23 protein-coding genes, 1 tRNA gene, 1 other RNA gene and 1 pseudogene are annotated in these 22,372 nt (G+C 61.6%); 14 read left to right on the forward strand and 12 right to left on the reverse strand.

Going from position 1 to position 22,372, the window contains the following annotated elements; all coding sequences use genetic code 11:
• Positions 1-69 precede the first annotated feature (69 nt).
• Positions 70-1,716: a M28 family peptidase gene (locus tag C1T17_RS10740; protein WP_104953444.1), complete on the reverse strand. Its 1,647-nt coding sequence runs from the start codon at positions 1,714-1,716 to the stop codon at positions 70-72.
• Positions 1,717-1,833: 117 nt separating this feature from the next.
• A complete protein-coding gene (gene rpsD, locus C1T17_RS10745) occupies positions 1,834-2,448 on the reverse strand; it encodes a 30S ribosomal protein S4 (protein WP_104953445.1) in 615 nt (204 codons plus the stop codon).
• 221 nt (positions 2,449-2,669) lie between these two features.
• On the opposite strand from rpsD, the gene C1T17_RS10750 reads away from it, so the two are divergent.
• A complete protein-coding gene (locus tag C1T17_RS10750; protein ID WP_104953446.1) occupies positions 2,670-2,978 on the forward strand; it encodes a chorismate mutase in 309 nt (102 codons plus the stop codon).
• Here the strand turns inward: C1T17_RS10750 and C1T17_RS10755 are convergent.
• The 4 genes from C1T17_RS10755 to rpiB form a co-directional block, all read right to left on the reverse strand.
• Positions 2,975-4,057: a TrmJ/YjtD family RNA methyltransferase gene (locus C1T17_RS10755; protein WP_104953447.1), complete on the reverse strand. Its 1,083-nt coding sequence runs from the start codon at positions 4,055-4,057 to the stop codon at positions 2,975-2,977. The genes C1T17_RS10750 and C1T17_RS10755 overlap by 4 nt on opposite strands.
• 78 nt (positions 4,058-4,135) lie before the next feature.
• Positions 4,136-4,597 (reverse strand): transcriptional regulator NrdR, encoded by a 462-nt coding sequence (nrdR, locus tag C1T17_RS10760; RefSeq protein ID WP_104953448.1) that lies wholly within the window; start codon positions 4,595-4,597, stop codon positions 4,136-4,138.
• Positions 4,598-4,600: 3 nt separating this feature from the next.
• Positions 4,601-5,941: a serine hydroxymethyltransferase gene (gene glyA, locus C1T17_RS10765; protein WP_104953449.1), complete on the reverse strand. Its 1,341-nt coding sequence runs from the start codon at positions 5,939-5,941 to the stop codon at positions 4,601-4,603.
• A 27-nt stretch (positions 5,942-5,968) separates the two neighbouring features.
• The gene (gene rpiB, locus C1T17_RS10770; RefSeq protein WP_104953450.1) at positions 5,969-6,406 is read right to left on the reverse strand and encodes a ribose 5-phosphate isomerase B; all 438 of its coding nucleotides are present in this window, start codon (positions 6,404-6,406) and stop codon (positions 5,969-5,971) included.
• A gap of 147 nt (positions 6,407-6,553) precedes the next feature.
• Between rpiB and C1T17_RS10775 the strand changes: the two genes are divergently transcribed.
• Positions 6,554-7,012, forward strand: a complete 459-nt coding sequence (locus C1T17_RS10775; protein WP_104955153.1) for a DUF3429 domain-containing protein — start codon at positions 6,554-6,556, stop codon at positions 7,010-7,012.
• Positions 7,009-7,173, forward strand: a complete 165-nt coding sequence (locus tag C1T17_RS21315; RefSeq protein ID WP_189338310.1) for a hypothetical protein — start codon at positions 7,009-7,011, stop codon at positions 7,171-7,173. The genes C1T17_RS10775 and C1T17_RS21315 overlap by 4 nt, the downstream gene beginning before the upstream one ends.
• Before the next feature lie 13 nt (positions 7,174-7,186).
• Here the strand turns inward: C1T17_RS21315 and C1T17_RS10780 are convergent, their stop codons facing one another.
• The gene (locus C1T17_RS10780; RefSeq protein ID WP_104953451.1) at positions 7,187-7,843 is read right to left on the reverse strand and encodes an alpha/beta hydrolase; all 657 of its coding nucleotides are present in this window, start codon (positions 7,841-7,843) and stop codon (positions 7,187-7,189) included.
• A 150-nt stretch (positions 7,844-7,993) separates the two neighbouring features.
• Here C1T17_RS10780 and C1T17_RS10785 point away from each other — a divergent pair, with 150 nt between their 5' ends.
• The 11 genes and pseudogenes from C1T17_RS10785 (at position 7,994) to C1T17_RS10835 (ending at position 17,959) form a co-directional block, all read left to right on the forward strand.
• Positions 7,994-9,001, forward strand: coding sequence for a cysteine desulfurase family protein (locus tag C1T17_RS10785; RefSeq protein ID WP_104955154.1), 1,008 nt, complete (start codon positions 7,994-7,996; stop codon positions 8,999-9,001).
• Positions 8,998-10,128 (forward strand): cysteine desulfurase family protein, encoded by a 1,131-nt coding sequence (locus C1T17_RS10790; protein ID WP_104953452.1) that lies wholly within the window; start codon positions 8,998-9,000, stop codon positions 10,126-10,128. Before C1T17_RS10785 ends, C1T17_RS10790 begins: the two co-directional genes overlap by 4 nt.
• On the forward strand, positions 10,125-10,460 hold the full coding sequence (locus C1T17_RS10795) for a 2Fe-2S iron-sulfur cluster-binding protein (protein WP_104953453.1): 336 nt from the start codon (positions 10,125-10,127) through the stop codon (positions 10,458-10,460). The genes C1T17_RS10790 and C1T17_RS10795 overlap by 4 nt, the downstream gene beginning before the upstream one ends.
• Positions 10,461-10,464: 4 nt before the next feature.
• Positions 10,465-11,381: pseudogene (gene bla / locus C1T17_RS10800) on the forward strand (class A beta-lactamase).
• 54 nt (positions 11,382-11,435) lie between these two features.
• Positions 11,436-11,533: signal recognition particle sRNA small type (gene ffs / locus C1T17_RS10805), an RNA gene on the forward strand.
• Between the two features lie 89 nt (positions 11,534-11,622).
• Positions 11,623-13,251 (forward strand): DNA polymerase III subunit gamma/tau, encoded by a 1,629-nt coding sequence (locus C1T17_RS10810; protein ID WP_104953454.1) that lies wholly within the window; start codon positions 11,623-11,625, stop codon positions 13,249-13,251.
• Positions 13,248-13,571, forward strand: a complete 324-nt coding sequence (locus C1T17_RS10815; protein ID WP_104953455.1) for a YbaB/EbfC family nucleoid-associated protein — start codon at positions 13,248-13,250, stop codon at positions 13,569-13,571. The genes C1T17_RS10810 and C1T17_RS10815 overlap by 4 nt, the downstream gene beginning before the upstream one ends.
• 107 nt (positions 13,572-13,678) lie before the next feature.
• Positions 13,679-16,075, forward strand: coding sequence for an endopeptidase La (lon, locus tag C1T17_RS10820; protein ID WP_104953456.1), 2,397 nt, complete (start codon positions 13,679-13,681; stop codon positions 16,073-16,075).
• 163 nt (positions 16,076-16,238) lie between these two features.
• Positions 16,239-16,511 (forward strand): HU family DNA-binding protein, encoded by a 273-nt coding sequence (locus C1T17_RS10825; RefSeq protein WP_104953457.1) that lies wholly within the window; start codon positions 16,239-16,241, stop codon positions 16,509-16,511.
• Positions 16,512-16,730: 219 nt separating this feature from the next.
• Positions 16,731-16,807 (forward strand) — tRNA-His (locus C1T17_RS10830).
• Between the two features lie 102 nt (positions 16,808-16,909).
• Positions 16,910-17,959, forward strand: coding sequence for a Glu/Leu/Phe/Val family dehydrogenase (locus C1T17_RS10835; RefSeq protein WP_104953458.1), 1,050 nt, complete (start codon positions 16,910-16,912; stop codon positions 17,957-17,959).
• 174 nt (positions 17,960-18,133) lie between these two features.
• Here the strand turns inward: C1T17_RS10835 and lexA are convergent, their stop codons facing one another.
• From lexA to trpD, 5 genes are all read right to left on the reverse strand, one after another.
• Positions 18,134-18,832 carry a transcriptional repressor LexA gene (gene lexA / locus C1T17_RS10840; RefSeq protein ID WP_104953459.1) on the reverse strand — a complete coding sequence of 233 codons (699 nt, stop codon included), beginning with the start codon at positions 18,830-18,832 and terminating at the stop codon, positions 18,134-18,136.
• 78 nt (positions 18,833-18,910) lie between these two features.
• The gene (glp, locus tag C1T17_RS10845; RefSeq protein WP_104953460.1) at positions 18,911-20,086 is read right to left on the reverse strand and encodes a gephyrin-like molybdotransferase Glp; all 1,176 of its coding nucleotides are present in this window, start codon (positions 20,084-20,086) and stop codon (positions 18,911-18,913) included.
• On the reverse strand, positions 20,083-20,571 hold the full coding sequence (gene moaC / locus C1T17_RS10850; RefSeq protein WP_104953461.1) for a cyclic pyranopterin monophosphate synthase MoaC: 489 nt from the start codon (positions 20,569-20,571) through the stop codon (positions 20,083-20,085). The genes glp and moaC overlap by 4 nt, the downstream gene beginning before the upstream one ends.
• Positions 20,568-21,356, reverse strand: coding sequence for an indole-3-glycerol phosphate synthase TrpC (trpC, locus tag C1T17_RS10855; protein ID WP_104953462.1), 789 nt, complete (start codon positions 21,354-21,356; stop codon positions 20,568-20,570). The genes moaC and trpC overlap by 4 nt, the downstream gene beginning before the upstream one ends.
• Positions 21,353-22,345, reverse strand: a complete 993-nt coding sequence (trpD, locus tag C1T17_RS10860) for an anthranilate phosphoribosyltransferase (RefSeq protein ID WP_104953463.1) — start codon at positions 22,343-22,345, stop codon at positions 21,353-21,355. The genes trpC and trpD overlap by 4 nt, the downstream gene beginning before the upstream one ends.
• Positions 22,346-22,372: the final 27 nt, after the last annotated feature.

Here is a 22,372-nt window from a genome sequence, read left to right on the forward strand (position 1 = left end):
GGAGGCTCCGATTAGCGCGTGAGAGTCAGCCGCCCTCTACAGGATCGGAGCCTGCAGAACAGCCCCAAACTATTGCCCGGCGCGGCTCTTGTCGCGGATTGCGCGGAACTCATCGCCTTGCACCCAGTTGGGCCAGGCCTTCGTCTCCGCCAGTTCGCGCCCGACGTCGTAATAGAGCTTGAGGTCCGCCAGAGTGCCGCTCCAGTCCCACTTTGGATCATATTCGTCCTTGGGCCCATGATAGCGATGCTCTTCATAATCCTTCGCCGCTGCGTCGCCTGCAGCGGTGCCGCCCTCCACCAGATCGTTGCCGGCCTCAAAATACAGCATCGGCACGCCCTGCTTGGCGAAACTGAAATGGTCGGAGCGATAGTAAAAGCCCTTTTCCGGCGTGGGTTCCAGCGTCCCGACACGGCCCTGCGTCTTCAATGCGCGATCCAGATACGCGTCAAGTTCCGATTTGCCTTTCCCGATCACCGTCACGTTCTTTGCGGGACCGGCGAGGCTCAGCGCATCCATGTTGACGCCGCCGACGGTCTTGTTGAGCGGCAGGACGGGATTTTCGCCATAGTAAGCCGATCCAAGCAGCCCGGATTCCTCGCCGGTCACCGCAAGGAACGCCAGGCTGCGGGCAGGCGGCCCGGCCTTCACGTTCGCTTGGGCAAGGGCGACAAGCGCCGCCGTGCCTGTGGCATTGTCGATCGCGCCATTGCAGATGTCGTCGCCGTCGGGCGCGGCCTCACACCGTCCCAGATGATCCCAATGCGCGCTGTAGAGCACATACTCATCCGGCGCGGTCTTTCCCGGCAGGATCGCAATGACGTTCTTCGACTTGTGCTTGCGGATTTCGTTGTCGAAGGAGACGGACGCCTTCACCGCGCCAACAGGCACAGCCTTGAACCCCGGTTTCTTCGCGGCCGCCGTCAGCGTGGCGAGGTCCAGGCCTGCGCTCGCCATCAGTGCCTGCGCCTTATTCTTCTGGATCCACCCGATCGCGGGTACGTCGCCCGCATTGCCATCCGCACTGTCGGCAACCTGCTGCGCGCCGGTCCAGCTCGACTGCACCACATTCCAGCCATAGGCCGCCGGCACCGTATCGTGCACGATGATAGCCGCCGCCGCGCCCTGCCGCGCCGCTTCCTCAAATTTGTAGGTCCAGCGGCCATAATAGGTCATCGCACGGCCGTTGAACGGCCCTTCCAGGCCCTGCGTTTCGTAGTCGGGATCGTTCACCAGGATGATGACGGTCTTGCCCTTCACGTCCAGCCCGGCATAGTCGTTCCACCCCTTTTCGGGAGCATTGATGCCGTAGCCGACGAACACCACCGGACTGTCCTTGACGTCGATGCGCGGTTTGACCTGATATGTGCCGACGACCATCTCTGGTCCATAGGCTGCGCTGACCGTAGCCTTGCCGCCCGTGAAGCTGAGCGGCGTGACGTTCTTCGCGGTGATCTCCACCAACGGCACGTCCTGGAACCAGCTGCCCTTGTTTCCCGGCTTCAACCCAAGCTTCTGAAACTCCGCAACGAGCAGCGCCAGCGCCTTCTCTTCACCAACAGTACCCGGTGCGCGACCTTCATAGGCGTCGGAGGACAATTCCTTCACCAGCCGCTTCATAGTATCGACGGAGATGGCGGGGGCAGGTGCAGCGGACGAAGCCGTGGCGACGGATAGCATTGCTGCTCCGGCGAGCAGGAGAGAGAATGAACGCATGAATATAAGTCCCTGAATGAGTATGGACTTATAGTGACAGCCACGCGGAGCGCCCACAACGAAAAAGGGCGGCTCCCGCAGGAACCGCCCTTTTGTAGATCGGAAGATCCGAAACGATCAGCGCGAATAGAATTCGACGACCAGGTTCGGTTCCATTTTCACCGGATAAGGTACTTCGTCCAGCGTCGGAACGCGTGTGTAGGTGATCTTTGCGCTGCCATCGGGAGCGATATAGTCAGGGATATCACGCTCGGCGAGGCTCTGCGCTTCCATGACCAGCGCCATTTCCTGCGCCTTCTTGCCCAGCGTCACTTCGTCGCCCGGCTTCACCAGACGCGACGCGATGTTGCACTTCACGCCGTTCACATAGATGTGGCCGTGGTTCACGATCTGACGCGCGGACCAGATGGTCGGCGCAAACTTGGCGCGATACACGACGGCGTCGAGGCGACGCTCCAGCAGACCGATCATGTTCTGGCCGGTGTCGCCCTTCATACGGGCAGCTTCCGTGTAGTTCTTCTTGAACTGCTTCTCGGTCACGTCGCCATAATAGCCCTTCAGCTTCTGCTTGGCGCGCAGCTGAATGCCATAGTCGGAGACTTTGCCCTTGCGGCGCTGACCGTGCTGGCCGGGGCCGTACTCACGCTTGTTGACCGGGGACTTGGGACGACCCCAGATGTTTTCACCCATCCGGCGGTCGAGTTTGTGCTTGGCGCTATGGCGCTTAGACATATGTATTCCTTAACAATTGCTACAACGTTGGCCACCTGAAAGGCAGCGTCGATCCCGGTACTCGCTGCGGCATGGCATAACGTGAATTACGCATGACGCGGCCACCGCTTCACCGGGATGCGGGGCCAATTGCGAAGGCGGGCCTATGAAGGGGGCGGGCAGTGATGTCAACCCCGCGTTCGGCTCTCGACAGCATCCCGCCCGCCGCTTAGGAACGCGGCATGACGAAACCGCTCTCCCCTGCAGATTGCCAGACGATGACTGACGTACGCAAAGGCGTCGATGCCCTTGATCAGCGCATTGTCGCGCTGTTTGCCGATCGCTTCGCCTATATGCGCGCCGCCGCGCGGATCAAGCCGGATCGCGGCCATGTCCGTGACGAAGATCGCAAAGCGCAGGTGATCGCGAATGCGCGGGCTGAGGCGGAACGGCGGGACATTCCTGGGGACGCCGTTGCAGCGATCTGGGAGACGCTGGTGGAAGCGTCGATCGCTTACGAGATGAGAGAGTTCGACCGGCTGAAAAGTTAGGGCATGCCCCGCGGCCGTGACTTGGCCAGTGCCGATAACACCCCGCGCAAGGTCCGGACTTCCTGACTGTTCCAGCCTGGCTTCGTCAGCACCGTCCGCAATTGTCGCTTGGTTGCCGGCGTTCGGTCGGGTGGGAAGAAATAGCCTGAAGCCTCCAGCATTGCTTCAAGTTGCCCGATCATCCCGTCCAGTTCCTCCTGCGGCGCGGGCGTCCCAAGGTCATTGAGCGTGGGCGAGACCAGCGACGCCTGCTTCGACCATTCATACGCGCACAGGATCACTGCCTGCGCGAGATTGAGAGAGCCGAACTCCGGGTTGATCGGGACGGTCAGGATCTTGCGCGCGACCGCGACGTCATCGGTTTCCAGCCCCGATCGCTCCGGCCCGAACACGAATGCACTCCGCCCGGTAGCCGAATGGATTTCGTGCGCGGCTTCCTCCGGCGTCACGACCGGCTTAGTGACGCCGCGCTTGCGCACCGTCGTCGCATAGACATGCTGGCAATCGGCCACGGCCTCGGAGAGCGTCTCGAAAACTGTCGCCCGCTCCAGTACAATGTCGGCGCCTGCCGCCGCCGGACCAGCGTCGGGATTGGGCCACCCATCACGCGGCGACACCAGCCGCAATTCGGTCAGCCCGAAATTCAGCATGGCCCGCGCTGCTTTGCCGATGTTCTCGCCGAGCTGCGGCCGGACGAGGACGATGATAGGGTGGGTGGCCGTGACCTCTGGCATTTCCTCACCATCCGTTCGCCCTGAGCGAAGTCGAAGGGCTCCGTCGAGCGAAGCCGAGGCTAGGTCACCGTGGGAGATCGAAGCCCTTTTCAATCGCTCCCAATTCTCGGCAATCAATGCTTCCTTCTTCTTCCGCGACCACCCCTTGATCTGCATTTCTGCAGACAATGCCTCCGCACGCGTCTCAAAAGCGGCAGACCACATCAGTTCGACAGGGCGCTTGTCGTAAGTATAGCCCCTTATCTCTCCGGATTGATGCTGCGCCACTCGCTTTTCAAGATCATCGGAATGGCCAGTGTAATAAGACCCGTTTGCGCAACGCAGGACGTAGGCGAAGAAACTCATTGGTTACGTAGGCCTCGCGATGCTCGGCCTGGCCCTTCGACTTCGCTCAGGGCGAACGGAAGGAAAAACGGGCTGGCGTCACTCACCCCCCACCTCTTTCACCGTACTCGCGAAATCCTCAAAATCACGCGCTTCGCCGAAGTCCTTATATACGCTCGCAAAGCGGATATAGGCGACGCTATCCAGCCCCTTAAGGCCATCCATCACCATTTCACCGATAGTCTTGGCCTGCACTTCGCTCTCGCCACTGGTCTCTAACTGCCGCTGGATGCCGGAGACGAGTTTCTCCATTTTCACAGCATCAATCGGCCGCTTCCGGCAGGCGATGCCGATGGACCGTGCCAGCTTATCGCGCTCAAAAGGTTCGCGTCGCCCCTCGCTTTTCAGCACCCAAACTTCGCGGAGTTGTATCCGCTCGAAGGTCGTAAAGCGCGCGCCGCACGCCTCACACTGCCGCCGCCGTCGGATCGCGCCGTTGTCCTCGGTTGGACGGCTGTCTTTTACCTGGCTGTCTTCATGGCTGCAGAAGGGGCACCGCAAGTCCTAACCCTCGTAGATCGGGAAACGCGCGCAGAGCGCCGAAACCCGCTTGCGCACATCGGCTTCGACGGCGGGATCTCCCGCTTCACCCTTGTCGCGCAGTGCCGCCAGAACGTCTGCAATCATGTCGCCGATGCTCTCGAACTCCGCCACGCCGAAGCCGCGCGTCGTTCCCGCAGGCGAACCAACGCGAATACCGCTGGTCTTTGTCGGGGGCAGGGGATCACCCGGCACGCCGTTCTTATTGCAGGTGATGTGGCTGCGCTCCAGCGCCTCGTCCGCATCCTTGCCGCTGATCCCGTAGGGGCGCAGATCGATCAGCGCGAGATGCGTGTCGGTGCCGCCGGAAATCACGTCCAGCCCACGCGACTTCAAACGCGCCGCCAAAGCCTGCGCGTTCTTCACCACCGCCGCAGAATATGCCTTGAACTCAGGCGTCAATGCCTCCCCGAATGCTACCGCCTTTGCGGCGATCACATGCATCAGCGGCCCGCCCTGAAGGCCGGGGAATACCGCCGAGTTGATCTTCTTCGCGATTGCCTCGTCATCGGTCAGGATCATGCCGCCGCGCGGGCCGCGTAGCGTCTTGTGCGTCGTCGTCGTCACCACATGGGCGTGACCGAACGGCGTCGGATGCATGCCGCCCGCGACCAGCCCGGCGAAGTGCGCCATGTCCACCATGAAGATCGCGCCGACCCTGTCCGCAATTGCCCGGAAGCGCGCGAAGTCGATATGGCGCGGATAGGCAGATCCGCCCGCGATAATCAGCGTCGGCTTGGCTTCCACCGCCATCGCCTCGACCTTGTCATAGTCGATCAGGTGCGTGGTTTCATCGACGCCATATTGCACGGCATTATACCATTTGCCCGACAGCGCGGGCTTCGCTCCATGCGTGAGGTGACCGCCCGCATCGAGCGAAAGCCCCATGATCGTGTCGCCGGGCTTCGTCAGCGCCAGCATGACCGCGCCGTTCGCCTGCGCGCCCGAATGCGGCTGCACATTGGCAAAGCCGCAATTGAAAAGCTGCTTTGCCCGATCGATAGCCAGTTGCTCGACGGCATCCGACGGCGCGCAGCCCTGATAATAGCGCTTGCCCGGGTAACCCTCGGCATATTTATTCGTGAACACGGACCCTTGCGCTTCCAGAACGGCGCGCGACACGATGTTCTCCGATGCGATCAATTCGATCTGCCCCTGTTCGCGCTTCAGCTCGTCGGCGATGGCGGCGGCGATGACGGGATCGGTCTCACCGACGGTGCGCGTGAAGAAGCCTTCGGCGCGGATCGCGTCGACATCATCGATCGAGGCTTCGGGAGCGGAGGCGAGAGTGGCTGTGCTGCTCATATGAAATCCTTCTCTGAGCGAGGTAAATTAGAGGGCAGGGGAGGTCAGTTTGGCAACGCGATCGGCATGACGCCCACCGCCGAAATCGGTAGAGAGAAATGCCTCAAGGCAAGCCTTCGCCATGTCCGGCCCGATCACCCGCGCGCCCATGGCAATGACATTGGCATCATTATGTTCGCGCGCAAGAGCCGCTGACAAAGGTTCGGAGACTAGCGCCGCGCGGCAGGCGTGATTGCGGTTCACGGCAATCGAAATGCCGATCCCGGAACCGCAGAGCGCCACGCCACGTTCGGCACTGCCGCTCGCGATAGCGGTCGCGAGTTTGTAACCAAAATCGGGATAATCCACGCGATCTGCCGTCATCGGACCCAGATCTGCGACGTCATGTCCGGCCGCGCGAAGCCAATCGGCAAGCTGCGCCTTCAGTTCCACGGCGGCATGATCGGATGCAATGGCGATGCGCATGGGGATCGGCGTCCTGCGGTCAACGGTGATTCGGATGCCGCCTCTCTAATGCGGGAGTGTGCGTTTGGCCATGTCGCGTTTGCAGCAAGGCCGCATGAGTGGCGTCATTTCCTTTCCCTCTTCACCTTGGAGCGTTATGAAGCCGCCATGTCTTCGCTCCGCCTGCCCATCACCCTTGGCTTTGCCGGGTTGCTTCCCCAGATAGCCGCGCTGGCCGCCATTTTGTGTGGCTGGCTGGAATGGCGGTTTCTAGCGCTCGCCATGTCCTACTTCTACGCTGTGACGATCCTCGCCTTCCTCGGCGGGATCTGGTGGGGCTTTGCCGCCGCGCAGCCCGGCGCACCGCAATGGCTCTATGGCGTTGCGGTCGTCCCGCAGCTTGTCGCTTTCTTCACCGCATGGCCGTGGGCCGTGGGGCAGGAGTGGCCCGGCCCCTCGCTCGTCGTGATCGCGCTGGCTTTGGTGCTGACGCTGCTGGTCGACCGCCGCCTCGTCCGCCTCAGCATCGCGCCGTCATGGTGGATGGTGCTGCGCGTGCCGCTATCCCTCGGTCTTGCAACGCTCTGCCTCGTCATCGCAGCGTTGCCAAAGGCGATACCCGCATGAACGGCACGATACTCTCCGTCCTGATGCTTGCGGGAATCGCGCTGACGGGCGGCGGCATCTACAGTCTGGCGAAGAGGCGCGACCGGAAGCAGTCTGTGCTGATGTTGGTTGCGGGGCTGGTCATGTTCGCCAATGTGGCGATCATGACCTTTCCCTTTTAGGCGACGCGCCCCATCAGCGGATCGGCGAATCCGGCGACAGTCGCATGTCGAGATAGTTGTCCACCGACTTCATAAGCTGATCCAGCTCATGTTCGAAGAAGTGGTTCGCGCCACGTATCTCGTCATGGTGGATCGTGATGCCCTTCTGGGTGCGCAGCTTGTCCACGAGCTTCTGTACAGCGTTCGCAGTCACGACTTCGTCGTTCGTACCCTGCACGATGATGCCGGATGACGGGCAAGGCGCCAGGAAGCTGAAATCATACATGTTGGCGGGCGGCGCGACAGAGATGAAGCCGCGGATTTCCGGACGCCGCATCAGCAACTGCATGCCGATCCAGGCACCGAAGGAGAAGCCAGCGATCCATGTCGTCTGCGCCTCGGGATGAAAGCTCTGCACCCAATCGAGCGCGGACGCTGCATCGGAAAGCTCGCCAATGCCGTTATCGAAGACGCCCTGGCTACGGCCGACGCCCCGGAAATTGAAGCGCAACACTGCAAAGCCGCGCTTAACGAACGTCTTATACAACGCCTGCGTGATCCGGTCGTTCATTGTGCCGCCGCCGTGGGGATGCGGGTGCAGTATCATGGCTACAGGCGCGCGCGGGCGGGGCGGGGGGCTGAAGCGCCCCTCAAGACGACCTTCGGGGCCAGGGAAAATCACGTCGGGCATGGCGCTTGCTCTTGTTATCTGGGCCGGGACATGATGCAGGCGCGCGATCGGCCTGCTTTGTCCTGTGGCTATGGCGGGTTCGCCGCCTATATAGAAGCCGCGCCCCTTTTCGCAATCAATGAGTGTAATGCGCAAGAAAGCCCATCCGTAATGTCCGCAAAGGACCGCCTGTATCTCGATTACGCCGCCACGACGCCGATGCTGCCGGAGGCAGTCGCGGCGATGATGGAGGGCATGAGGCATTGGGCCAATCCCTCCAGCCCGCATGCCGATGGCCGCGCCGCCCGCGCCAAGCTGGAGGATGCCCGCGCGCGGATAGCCAAGGCGCTCGACTGGCCGGGGCATATCCTCTTCACCTCCGGCGCGAGCGAATCCATCGCTATCGCCCTGACTCGCAGCAAGGCGGGTCGGATCGTTACGTCGTCCGTCGAACATGATGCCGTCCTGCGCGTCACGCCTGATGCAGAACGCCTGGCGGTTGGTCCCGATGGCATCGTAACCGCGCCACAGCCCGATGCGATGAACGCGATCCAGCATGCCAATAACGAAACCGGGGTAATTCAGCCTCTTGCTAACATCCCGAACCTGTTCGCAGATTGCGCCCAGACCGCGGGCAAGCTCCCGCTCCCCGCCGCCGACATGATCGCAATCAGCGCCCACAAATTCGGCGGCCCGCCCGGCATCGGCGCATTGTTGATCCGTGACCTGACGCAGATCCATCCCAGCGGAGGCCAAGAACAGGGTTATCGCGCGGGCACGGAGAACCTGCCCGCCGTCCTGGCCATGGCCACCGCGCTTGAAGCGTCGAAGGACTGGATCGCCACCGCTGCAATCCTACGCGCGAAACTGGATGACGCCATCGTTCAGGCAGGCGGCGAAGTAGTAGCCGCAAACGCCCCTCGTATCCCCACCATCGGGAGCTACCGCATGCCCGGCGTCTCCGCTCGCGCGCAGTTGATCCGCTTCGACATGGCGGGCATTTCGGTATCGGCAGGGAGCGCCTGCTCATCGGGCACGTTGAAGGCCAGCCACGTCCTCACGGCCATGGGCTGGGATGAAGCCGCGGCAGGCGAAGTCATCCGCGTCAGCTTCGGCCCGCAAACGTCCGACGCTGAAATCGACCGCTTCGTTACGACGTGGCGAGGCATCGCCGCATGATCTACCTAGATTATCAGGCGACTACCCCACTTGCGCCCGAAGCCTTCGAGGCGATGGTCCCCCTCCTGCGCGATCACTATGGCAATCCGCACAGCACCCACCGGGCAGGTCGCCAGGCGGCCGCACAAGTCGAACTCGCCCGCGATCGCATCCTGTCGGCAATGGCGCTGCCCGAAGGCCGCCTGATCTTCACGTCCGGCGCAACCGAAGCCCTGAACATCGCGATCACCGGCTTTGCCCGCAACGCACCCGCCGATCGCCGCCGCATCGTCACCCTTGCGACGGAACATGCCGCCGTCCGTGACACAGTTCTCGCGCTGGAAGCCGACGGGTACGAACCCGTCCTGCTTCCCGTACAGCGGGACGGCCTCGTCGATCTGGACATCGCCCGCGCCGCCATCAACCCCGAAACGGCGCTGGTCATTGCCATGCTGGTCAATAACGAGATTGGCGTGATCCAGCCGGTCGATGCGCTTTGCGACCTCGCCCATGCAGCCGGTGCCGTGTTCCTCTGCGACGCCGTACAAGGCTTTGGCCGCGTGCCCTTGCCCGAAAATGCCGACGCCATCGCGATCAGCGCCCACAAGGTCCATGGTCCCAAAGGCGTGGGCGCGCTCTGGCTTCGCGATGGCCTCACGCTGCCGCCGCTGATCCACGGCGGGGGACAGGAAGGTGGTCTTCGCTCCGGCACGCTGTCGCCCGCCCTTTGCGCAGGCTTCGGCGTCGCCGCCGACCTGATGCGCCAGAACCGCGAAGCCGACGTCGCTCACGTCGAAAAACTCTGGAAAGCCGCGCTCGATCTTTTCCACGGCTGGACGATCAATGGCAGCACCGACAACCGCTACCACGGCAATCTCAACATCCGCCGCGACGGAATAGACGGCGCGCGGCTCCTCTCCGACTGCCGCAATATCGCTTTTTCGCTGGGTTCCGCCTGCGCCAGCGGATCGGGCCGCCCCAGTCATGTCTTGCATGGCCTCGGCCTATCGGACAAAGAGGCGAGAGGATCGGTGCGGATCGGCTTTGGCCGGTATACAAGCGCCGCGGAACTGGAGGATGCAGCAAGGGCGATCACGCAAGCGGCGGCGCATCAGACGACCGTCGCACAGGGAGCGCACGGGTCATGACGAAAGTCACATTCATCAGCGCCGACGGCAGGCAACGGCAGGAAATTAACGCCCCCGACGGCGCGATCCTGCTGGACGTTGCGCAGGGCGCCGGACAACCGCTTGAGGGCACCTGCGAGGGCCAAATGGCCTGCTCGACCTGTCACGTCATCGTAGAGGCCGACGATTTCGCGCAACTTCCGCGCGCCAGTGAGGCGGAAGAAGACATGCTCGATCTCGCAGCCTCCGCCACCCGCACCAGTCGCCTCTCGTGCCAGATCGTCCTGACCGAAGCCATTTCGGACCTCACGGTTCGCATACCGGCGGAGAGCCACAATATGCAGGGCATGTAGGATCATGCGCCGGATGCTCCTTGCCGCCGTCCTGCTCCTGCCGACGACAGCGCTGACGGCGCGGACCAATCCGCAGCGCCTCAAACTCGACTTCCTTGAAGACGCGTCGAAGCCGGTCGCCGTCAAGAACCCGCGTCAGATCGAGGAGAAGACCGGCGGCCGCCTCGGCATTGCGCTGGTCGATGCACAAGGCAAGCTGCTCCTCGGCTTCAACCGCGACGAGCGCTTTGCGATGTGCTCGACCTTCAAAGCACCGCTTGCCGCCGCCGTGCTGATGGGCGCGGAAAAGGGGCGCTATGGCATGGACGGCACTTTGCCCGTGACCAAGGAAGACATTCTCGAACACGCGCCCGTGGTAAAGGCGAACCTCAAAAGGGCCGCATGCCTATCGCCGAACTGGCCAAAGCGGCGGTGGAAGTGAGCGACAACAGCGCGGCAAATATCCTGCTCCCCATCATCGGCGGACCCGAGGGGCTGACCGGCTTTCTGCGCGCGCATGGCGACACGGTGACGCGCCTCGACCGCGCCGAACCCGCGCTCAACGAGAATGCGCAAGGCGACGAGCGCGACACGACCAGTCCAGTGGCCATGGCGACGGTCATGTCCCGCCTGTTGTTTCAGGACATGCCCGCCGCCGCTGCGGCACAATTGCGCGGCTGGCTGGAGGGCAGCACCACGGGCAACGCCCGCATCCGTGCCGGCCTTCCCGAAGGCTGGCGGGCGGGCGACAAGACCGGAAGCTGTGGTACTGCCTATAATGACGTCGCGGTCCTGCACTCGCCCTCGGACAAGGATTATGTCCTCGCCATCTATCTGGATCGCCCCACCGTCGAAGCGAGGGACGCCGATGCTGCCATAGCCGACGCCACGCGCGCCGCGATGACGCTCCTTGTCGAGATCGAGAAGCGCAGCGGGCTCTAGGCTTCGGCGTTATCTCCACCACTTGCGCCGCACCGCCAAACCCGCCATATGCGCCGCGGGAGTCGGGCGGACGTGGTCGTCGCCAACCTGGTCAGATCCTGACGGAAGCAGCCACAACGATTTCGCTGCGGGTCGTTCCGGCTCCCACCGCCTCTCGCGATATTCCTTCAGTCGACATCATTTCGCGATCGATGGCAGGTGCGCCTTCGACAATATCGACCCAAGCGGCTAGACCCACCTGATGACCGATTCCTCGCAGCCCTATCGCGTTCTCGCCCGCAAATACCGGCCACGCAATTTCAATGAGTTGATCGGCCAGGACGCCATGGTGCAGACGTTGGGCAACGCGATCAAGCGCGGACGCCTCGCGCATGCGTTCCTGATGACCGGCGTGCGTGGGGTCGGCAAGACATCCACCGCGCGCCTTATCGCCAAGGCGCTGAATTGCATCGGACCGGACGGGCAGGGCGGCCCGACCATCGACCCCTGCGGCGTGTGTGAGCCCTGCGTCGCCATCGCCGAAGGCCGCCACATCGACGTCATAGAGATGGACGCCGCTAGCCACACCGGCGTGGACGACGTACGCGAGATCATAGAGGCCGTGCGCTACTCAGCCGTGTCGGCGCGGTACAAAGTCTATATCATCGACGAAGTGCACATGCTCTCCAAGAACGCCTTCAACGCGCTTTTGAAGACGCTGGAGGAACCGCCTGCGCATGTGAAATTCCTGTTCGCGACGACCGAAGTGAACAAGGTGCCGGTTACGGTGCTGTCCCGCTGCCAGCGCTTCGACCTGCGGCGCATTTCGGCCGAAAAGCTCGCCGCTCATTTCACCCACGTCACTCAGGCGGAGGAAGTGCAGGCCGAGCCCGCAGCCCTCACCCTGATCGCGCAGGCCGCCGAAGGCTCCGCCCGCGATGGCCTTTCGATCCTCGATCAGGCGATCGCCCATGCCGATATTTCCGAAGGTGGCTTGCTCGTCACAGCGGCGCAGGTGCGTGATATGCTCGGCCTATCGGATCGCGGTTCCGTCCGTCGGCTGCTCGGCCTAGTGCTGGAAGGGCAGGCCGCACCCATGCTGGCGGCCGTGCGGGAACAGCATGACTTGGGCGTCGAACCGCTGGCCCTGATGCGCGGGCTGCTGGAACTGGTGCACGCGATCACTGTGGCGAAAGCGGGACGCGGCGCAGATGACCCCGCCCAATCCGCCGAAGAACGCGAAGCGCTCGCCGATTGGGCATCCGCGCTCAGCTTCTCGTCGCTCCATCGCCTGTGGCAACTTCTGTTGAAGGGGCATGACGAAGTCGCCACTGCGATTCTGCCCGTCGAAGCCTGCGAAATGGCGTTGCTCCGGGCGGTGCATGCGGCGACGCTGCCTGACCCCAGTGACCTCGCGCGGCTGCTGCAAGGCGGTGTCCCGGCATCCACGGCTCCGGCACTCCCCAATGGCGCGTCGCCATCGACAGCCGCGACATCTTCCAAACCCATGCCGCAAAGTTTCGCAGCCATAGTCGACCTGCTGCGCGCGGATCGCAGTTCCGGCAGCGCCAGCATGGCGGTGACGCTTCATGACGAAGTCGGCCTGGTCCGTTTCGCCCCGCCGGAACTCGTCATCCGCCCCAAGCGTGCGCAGGACGCGGGCTTCGTTCAGGAACTCTCAAAGCGCTTGAGCGATATAACCGGGCAACCCTGGCAGGTCATGGTCGGGGACGGGCCGGTAGAACCAACCTTGTGGGAACAGGAAAAAGCCGCGGAAGATGCAGCGCGGCAGGCAATATTATCGACACCCATCGTCAGCGCGGCGATGGCAGCTTTTCCGGAAGCTGAGTTGTTGGAACCCGATGACAATCCATGGAGTGCACACGCATGAAGGACTTGAACGAAATTCTGGGCATGGCCAGCCGGGTCCAGGAGGAACTGGCCAAGGCACAGGAAACCCTCGACCATATCGAAGTCGAAGGCGTGTCGGGCGGCGGCGTAGTCAAGGTCCGCGCGACCGCGAAGGGCCGCATCGTCGGCGTGAACATCGATGAAAGCCTGCTCGCGCCTTCCGAAAAGCAGATGTTGGAAGATTTGATTGCGGCCGCCCTCAATGACGCCCGCAAAAAAGCCGATGAGGCCAGCAGCGTGGAAATGGGAAAGCTTACCAGTGGCTTACCGCTTCCGCCTGGCTTCAAGCTTCCTTTTTAAGGCTATGTTCAGGCGTCAACTTCATGATGGGGATCGCCGATTGAACGGCGGGGAATGAGCGCCCATATAGCTTGGGAAGGCGCCTGAACGCGCGCCACGGAGAATAGATGACTACGACCTATCCCCTGCTGCCCCTTCGCGACATCGTCGTGTTTCCGCAGATGATCGTTCCCCTTTTCGTAGGCCGCGACAAGAGCGTCGTTGCCCTCGAAAAGGCGATGGAATCGAACAAGGAAATCTTCCTCGTCTCGCAGCTTGATCCTGCCGAGGACGATCCCGACCGCGATGCGCTTTATGATACCGGCGTCATCGCAACAGTGCTTCAATTGCTGAAGCTGCCTGACGGCACGGTTCGCGTGCTGGTCGAAGGGAAGCAGCGCGCGCAGTTGCAGGAGCTGGAGACGCTTGCCGATCATCTCGCCGCAACGGTGGCGCCGATCGAGGATGTTGTTGCCGACTCGCCCGAGGCCGCCGCGCTGATGCGCTCGGTGGCCGAGCAGTTCGAGAACTATGCGAAGCTCAACAAGAAGCTGCCAGCCGAAACGCCCGTGCAGCTTCGCGAGATCGAAGATGCCAGCCGTCTGGCTGACGCCGTCTCGGCGAACATCAACCTGAAGGTTTCCGACAAGCAGGCGCTGCTCGTGGAGGCCGATCCCGTCAAGCGGCTCGAAATGGTGTTCGCCTTCATGGAGGGCGAACTTGGCGTACTCCAGGTCGAGAAGAAGATCCGCGGCCGCGTGAAGCGTCAGATGGAGAAGACCCAGCGCGAATATTACCTCAACGAGCAGTTGAAGGCGATTCAGCGTGAATTGGGCAATGGCGAAGGCGAAGATGCCGACGAGTTGGCCGAGCTGACGCAGAAGATCGCGAAGGCGAAGCTCAGCAAGGAAGCACGCGCCAAGGCGACGGCGGAGCTGAAGAAGCTCAAGACCATGCAGCCGATGTCGGCGGAAGCCACCGTCGTGCGCAATTACCTCGACGTGCTGCTTGGCCTCCCTTGGGGCAAGCGGTCGAAGGTCAAGAATGACCTTCGTCAGGCGCAGGAAATCCTCGACGCCGACCATTTTGCGCTGGAAAAGGTCAAGGACCGGATCGTCGAATATCTCGCTGTGCAGGCGCGCACCAACAAGCTGAAGGGGCCGATCCTGTGCCTCGTCGGCCCTCCGGGCGTGGGCAAGACTTCGCTTGGCCGTTCGATCGCCAAGGCGACGGGGCGCGAGTTTATTCGCCAGTCGCTGGGCGGCGTGCGGGACGAGGCGGAAATCCGTGGCCATCGCCGTACCTATATCGGCTCGCTGCCGGGCAAGATCGTAACGAACCTCAAAAAGGCCGGAACGATGAACCCGCTGTTCCTTCTCGATGAGATCGACAAGCTCGGCCAGGATTTCCGTGGCGATCCCGCTTCGGCATTGCTCGAAGTGCTGGACCCGGAACAGAACGGCAAATTCCAGGATCACTATCTGGAAATCGATGTCGACTTGTCTGAGATCATGTTCGTCACCACCGCGAATAGCCTCAACCTGCCTCAGGCGCTCCTTGACCGGATGGAGATCATTCGGCTTGAGGGCTATACCGAGGATGAAAAGGTCGAGATTGCCCAGCGCCATCTGGTCGCCAAGCAAGTCGAAGCCCACGGGTTGAAGGACGGCGAATTCGAAGTCACCGAAGCCGCAGTTCGCGACCTGATCCGCTACTATACGCGTGAGGCAGGCGTCCGCACGCTGGAACGTGAAATCGCACGCTTGGCGCGTAAGGCGCTGCGCAAGATTCTCGAGGGTGAATATAGCCAGGTGGTGATCACGCCGGAGAACCTTGCCGATTATGCAGGTGTGCGGAAATTCCGCCATGGCGTAAGCGAGGAAGAGAACCAGATCGGGGCCGTCACCGGCCTGGCATGGACAGAGGTCGGCGGCGAATTGTTGACCATCGAATCTGTGACCGTTCCCGGCAAGGGCGCGATTCGGACCACGGGTAAGCTTGGCGACGTAATGACCGAGTCCATTCAGGCGGCCTTCTCCTATGTGAAGGCTCGCTCGCCGGGCTATGGCATCAAGCCCAGCATCTTCACGCGCAAGGACATTCACATCCACTTGCCCGAAGGCGCGGTCCCCAAGGACGGGCCATCGGCGGGCGTGGGTATGGTGACGTCGATCGTCAGCACCTTGACCGGCATTGCCGTGCACAAGGACGTGGCCATGACGGGTGAAGTCACTCTCCGTGGTCGTGTGCTGCCCATCGGCGGCTTGAAGGAAAAGCTACTTGCGGCCCTGCGCGGTGGCATCAAAACGGTTTTGATCCCGGCCGAGAATGAGAAAGACCTGGCGGAGATTCCAGCAAACATTCGAGAGGGCCTTGAGATAATTCCGGTGAGCCATGTCGACGAGGTGCTCGCACGGGCGCTTATTGCCCCGCTGGAGGCTATCAACTGGACGGAAGAAGACGATCTCGCCGCCCAGCCGGCGCATCCGATCGGCGGGGAGGGTGAAGTAGCGGTTCGGCACTGACAGCGCATCCGGTCCCGAACACTCAATATATCAACTTCCTAAGTTGGCGTGAGGCGCAGGTCTCGTCGTTTTCTCTTTGACAGCGGCGAGGTCCTGCGCCTTAATCGCGTCATATTGCCCGCGATTCCCAATTGATCGATGCAAACTAGGGGGGTTCCATACCATGAATAAACAGGATCTAATCAGTGCCGTCGCCGATACCAGCGGCCTGAGCAGAAGCGATACCGTAAAAGCCGTCGAGGGAGTTTTTGAGGCAATCACCGGCGCCCTGAAGAGGGGTGATGAAGTTCGCCTGGTAGGGTTCGGCACATTTTCGGTCTCCAATCGCAAGGCTTCGACAGGACGTAATCCGCGCACGGGTGAAACGATGTCCATCAAAGCATCCACGCAACCTAAATTTCGAGCTGGTAAGGGCCTGAAGGACGCCGTTAACTAACGAGCAGGAATTCAGCCGTGCAATGTTATTCGCCACGGGAATAAGAAGGCGGGCTTCAAGGCCAAACGAACTAGTGCGTAAGCAAAGCTGTTATAAGCGCAGACTAGCGCCTTTATTTTTTGCTACTTTGCTTTGATATTTGCGGATTAATAAAAAGGTTGCTTGACGGTGAGGGGCGCTACGCCCTATGGGCCGTCTTCCCCGCAGTAAGCGGGTGTGGCGATCGTAGCTCAGTTGGTTAGAGCGCCGGTTTGTGGTACCGGAGGTCGTGGGTTCAAGACCCATCGGTCGCCCCATTTCGTTCGCGGCGAAGCGCACCTCCATCAATGGTTTTCCTATAGCTTTTTGCCCTCTGGCGATTTATTGCGCGATCTAGTAATTTTGTTACGAGGATCAAAATGGGCGCGGCTTGGGATCTACCAGACTTCGATGACCACGAGGGTGTCCACCTATTTCGTGACAAAGCTAGCGGCCTGACAGCGGTCATTGCGATCCATTCGACTGCGCTTGGACCAGGTGCTGGAGGCACCCGTTTTTGGCATTATCAGCACCGTACGGAAGCGATCACTGACGCTCTGCGATTGTCGCGAGGTATGAGCTACAAGAACGCTATGGCGGGCTTGCCGATGGGTGGCGCAAAGGGCGTCATTCTGGCCGATGCAGCCAAGACCAAGACTCCAGCAATGCTGGAGGCGTTCGGGCGCGCCGTGGACTCGCTGGGTGGTCGTTATGTGACGGCAGAAGACGTTGGCATTTCCGAGGTGGATATGACGGCAATTGCTCGTGGCACCAAGCATGTGTCTGGCCTTCCGGTGGGTGACGGACATGCAGGCGGCGATCCGGGGCCCTTTACCGCTTATGGCATCTATTTGGGTGTAAAGGCGGCTGTCCAACAAGGCTTGGGCAAGAGCGATATGAAGGGCATTCATGTCGCCATTCAGGGCGTGGGTAGCGTCGGCGGCGGTCTTGCCCATTACCTTGCCAGGGACGGAGCACGGCTTACGCTGGCGGACGTGAATCAGGATCGGGCCAGAGCGCTTGCGAACGAACTTGGCGGGGAGGCCGTGGAGGCTGACGCTATCATCGGCGTCAGAGCGGACGTATTTAGCCCCAACGCGCTCGGCGCCATTCTCAACGAGTACAGCATTCCCTTACTCAAGGCGGGCATCGTTGCGGGCGGCGCAAACAACCAACTCGCAACCCCGGCTGACGCTGAACGGCTGCATGGGCGCGGCATTCTATATGCGCCCGATTACGTCATCAATGCGGGCGGGATCATCAACGTCGCGCTGGAATATCTGGGGCAGGGCGACCGCGATGAAGTCAATGGTCGTATTGAACAAATTCCCGATCGTCTGCGTGCCATCTGGGCTGACAGTGCCGCCTCCAACCGGCCCGCAGCAGATGTTGCAGACGCCATGGCGCAAAAGCTGATCGGTCGCGCCTGACATGATGTCGGGCGCTTAAGCCTGCGGATCGACGCCGCTATTTATGGGAAAGCGGAAACCGCACGCGCTTTACGTTCGCGATTTCTCCGCTTTCCGCAAAGGCGCGAGGCGGTAAGTGAGCGTTGATGATGACCAGCGCCGGTCCCAATCGACAGGGGCGCTATTCCGGTCAGCCTAATTATACCGGCGCAGAAGACCCGCAAGTTTGCCCTGAACGCGAACTTGCCGCGCGTCGTAGATTTGCGGCTCATAAGCGCTGTTGGCGGGATCAAGACGAACACGCGGGCCGTCTTTACGGAAATATTTGAGAGTAGCTTCCGCGTCGTCAATTAACGCAACCACGATCTGCCCATCTCTCGCCACTTCAGTGCGCTGAATCAGCGCGAAGTCGCCGTCCAAAATGCCTGCTTCCACCATGGAGTCGCCGGAAACCTCAAGCGCGTAATGTTCACCGGAACCCAACAATGCGGCGGGCACGGAAAGCATGTTCTGACCTTCCATCGCCTCAATCGGTACGCCTGCCGCAATGCGCCCATGCAACGGAATTTCGATGACATCATTCGCTGCAATCGGAACCGAAGGCATGATCGCCCTCGCAGGCGTCTTTAGCGGAGATGCCAATGGAACAACCGCTGCAGCCCTCCGCAATTTATCGAGCCCCTCGGGAAGCTTTAAAACCTCCAAGGCGCGGGCACGATTAGGCAATCGCCTGATGAATCCGCGTTCTTCGAGCGCATTAATCAGCCGGTGAATTCCGGATTTAGATCGAAGGTCGAGTGCGTCCTTCATCTCCTCAAACGAAGGCGAGACGCCGCCTTCATCCAGGCGATTATGAATGAACGTGAGCAATTCCTGCTGCTTGGAAGTAAGCATCGTGACCTCATCCTGTAGAACGGATGAAGAACGTATAGGAAACACATTAGGTCAGGTCAAGCAGGTATGTGGGACTGCCTAAAGCGGAATGATGCTCACCGTCTCTCCAGGCATTGCGGCCGGTGAATGAGCCTTCCTGACGATCAGGCAATCGGCCTGCGCCAGAGCTTTTGTGGCGGCGCTGTCCTGCGCTGTCAGTGCGACGGCACCTTCTCGCGTAAGGCGAGCACGGAGATACTCGTCGCGATCGCCCGCAGACCCGAGTGGATTGGCCAGCGGCGCAGAACTGATGAATGGCAAAACTTGCGGATTTCCGAGCAAGTGGCGAATTAATGGTAGCACGAATAATGTTGCCGTCACATAGGCGGAAACCGGGTTTCCCGGTAGCCCCAAGAAAGCAGTTTCGCCTAACTTGCCTGCGATCAGAGGTTTCCCCGGCCGCATCCGGATTTTCCAGAAATCCAGCGTCCCACCCGCAGCCTCGAACGCCGGGCGAACAAGATCGTGGTCGCCGACCGAGGCTCCGCCGGTGGAGACGATCACGTCGGCATGTCGCGCACGATCAAACGCGGCGGTCATGGCGTCCAGATTATCAGCAACAATCCCGAGGTCTTCCACATCGCACGCGAGGGTTTGAAGCAGAGCCGACAACATGACGGTGTTCGATGACGGGATTTTACCAAGAGGGATTGGCGCGCCCGGAGCAACAAGTTCATTGCCGGTTGCAATGATCGAGACGCGCGGCTTGCGACGGACGGGAAGTGCTCCATGGCCGCCAAGCGCCGCCAGGCCAAGCTGGGCCGGCCCCAGCAAGCTTTTGGGTGAAAGCAACATATCGCCTTCGGTAAAATCGGAACCTCTGCGACGGACGTGAAGCCCAGGCAACAGGGGATCGCCAGCGGATTGCGACACGTAATCCTCAACCCGCGTTGCGTTTTCCTGTATCAGAATGCTGTCCGCGCCGGGGGGAACTGGTGCTCCGGTAAAGATGCGCGCGGCCTCTCCGGACACAAGCGGTGGCGGCAGTGGGCCTCCTGCAGCGCTCTCCTGTGTCACGCGCCATGGCCCGGCACCCGCGGCAACGGCATAGCCATCCATGGCGGACAAGTCGGCGAATGGCTGATCTCGGAGGGCCATCACATTGGCGGTCGTCCAACGTCCCACGCAATCGGCAAGCGGCGTCTGTTCTGTCGGCAGCATCTCTGTAAGTGCGAGAAGACGCGCTTGCGCTTCTTCGACCGGCAGCAGGCTCATTTCTTTATTTTAACCTTTGGCACAGGCCAGTCACCTGACTTGCCGCCTGTCTTAGATTGCAGGGATATGCCGCCAATCACCATGCCCTTGTCGAGCGCTTTGGCCATGTCATAGATGGTGAGCAGGGCCACCGACGCTGCCGTCAGCGCCTCCATCTCAACCCCAGTCTGCGCGGCGGTGCGCGCCGTGGCGGTCACGTCGACGCCGGTCGCGTCCAGCTTGAAGTCGATTGCGACGGCGCTCAGGGGCAGCGGGTGACAGAGCGGTATCAAATCCGATGTTTTCTTGGCCGCCATGATCCCGGCTACGCGCGCGACAGCCAAGACATCGCCTTTCTTGACAAGACCTTGAGCGACGGCATCGGCGGCTTCGGCGCTCATATCGATCCGGCCAGTGGCGACGGCTTCGCGCACCGTGACGGATTTCGCGGCGACATCGACCATGCGCGCTGCGCCATCCTCGTCCAGATGCGTAAGTCCGGTCATGCGTCGAGCAGCGCCCGTGTCGCCGCTTCGACGTCCGCCTGCCGCATCAGCGCTTCACCAATGAGGAAACAGCGGACCCCACGTTCTGCCATTGCATCAAGGTCGGCGCGTGTCGTGAGGCCGCTTTCCGCAACGAAGGTGCAGTCTGACGGGGCGCGGTCCACCAACTCGTAGGTCCGTGCGAAATCCACCGAGAAATCCCGCAGGTCGCGATTGTTGACTCCGATCAGCCGCGACTTCAGTTTCATCGCGCGCTCCAATTCCTGGGCGTCATGGACTTCGACGAGAGCATCCATCCCAAGCAAAAGAGCTGCGTCTTCGATCTCGGCCATCTGCGCGTCGTCCAGCGCGGCCACGATAATCAGGATTGCGTCCGCACCGATGGAGCGGCTTTCCAGCACCTGCCATGGGTCCACTATGAAATCCTTGCGTAGGACGGGCAAGGCACAGGCGGATCGCGCGGCCATGAGATAATCTTCATGCCCAGAAAAATAGGGCGCGTCGGTCAGTACGGAGAGGCAAGCCGCCCCGCCTGCTTCATAGGCAACGGCATGAGACGCGGGATCGAAGTCGGCGCGGATCAACCCCTTCGATGGACTGGCCTTTTTGACCTCCGCAATCAGGCCGTATCCGCGAGACTCGGCGGCATCGAGCGCGGCGCGAAACCCGCGCGGCGCACTCTGTTCGGCAGCGCGCGCATCCAGTGCGGCGATAGTCGTGGAAGCGCGTCGGGCGGCGACTTCCTCCCGCTTCGTGGCGCAGATTTCCGTGAGCTTGTTCGTCATGAGTAAGCAATCCAGCAGTTCAGCAGGGCGTTGGCTAACCCTTTGTCAATGGCTTCGGCGGCTTCTTCCGCCCCGGTGCGCAAATCCGTGACCGCGCCTGCCACCATAAGCGCAGCGGCAGCGTTGAACAACACGGCGTCGCGGTATGCACCGGGCGCTCCCGTCAGCAGAGCGCGCAAGGCAGCGGCGTTATGCTGGGCGTCGCCACCGCGAAGGGCCTCTATGGGGTGGTTCGGCAACCCTGCATCGGCATGAGACCATCGGCACATTGCGATGACCTCTCCGGCCTTTACGTCCGCGACATCATTGCCGCCCGCCACGGAAAGTTCATCGAGTCCCTCGTCGCCGGACACGACAAGGGCCCGTTCCGATCCCAGCGTCGCGAGTGCTTCGGCATAAATCGGGACATAGGCGGGGCGCGCGATGCCGATCAACTGGCGGCTGACACCGGCAGGATTGGCGAGTGGTCCCATCAGATTGAAGATCGTGCGGCGGTTGAGCGCCTTTCGAATTGGCCCCAGACGCTTGAGGGCAGGATGGTGATTTTGGGCGAAGAGAAAGCAGATGCCGATATCGCTAAGGGAGCGCTCTGCAATATCTGCGGCGCGCGTAAGGTCCAGTCCCAATGCCTCAAGCGTGTCCGCTGCGCCCGATCTGGAGGATGCGGCGCGATTGCCATGCTTGGCGACCGGAACATCGCACGCCGCAACTACCAGCGCCACGGCTGTCGAGACGTTAAGCGTGTGATGCCCATCGCCGCCCGTGCCGCACACGTCGATCGCACCTGCAGGAGCAGAAACGGGGATCATGCGATCTCGCATCGCCCGAGCGGCAGCGGCGATCTCGATCGCTGTTTCGCCGCGGTCACTCATCACGATCAAGAAATCAGCGATGTCTGCGTCCGACGGTCCGCCATCGAGCAGACGGGCGAATGCTCCAGCGGCAGTCGCGGCATCTAGTGGGAGGGAAGGGTCGGGGAGCATGGACATCGTCGCTCCCTTAGACGCAGCATCGAA

It is taken from the genome of Sphingobium sp. SCG-1 (genome assembly GCF_002953135.1).
GTDB lineage: Bacteria > Pseudomonadota > Alphaproteobacteria > Sphingomonadales > Sphingomonadaceae > Sphingobium.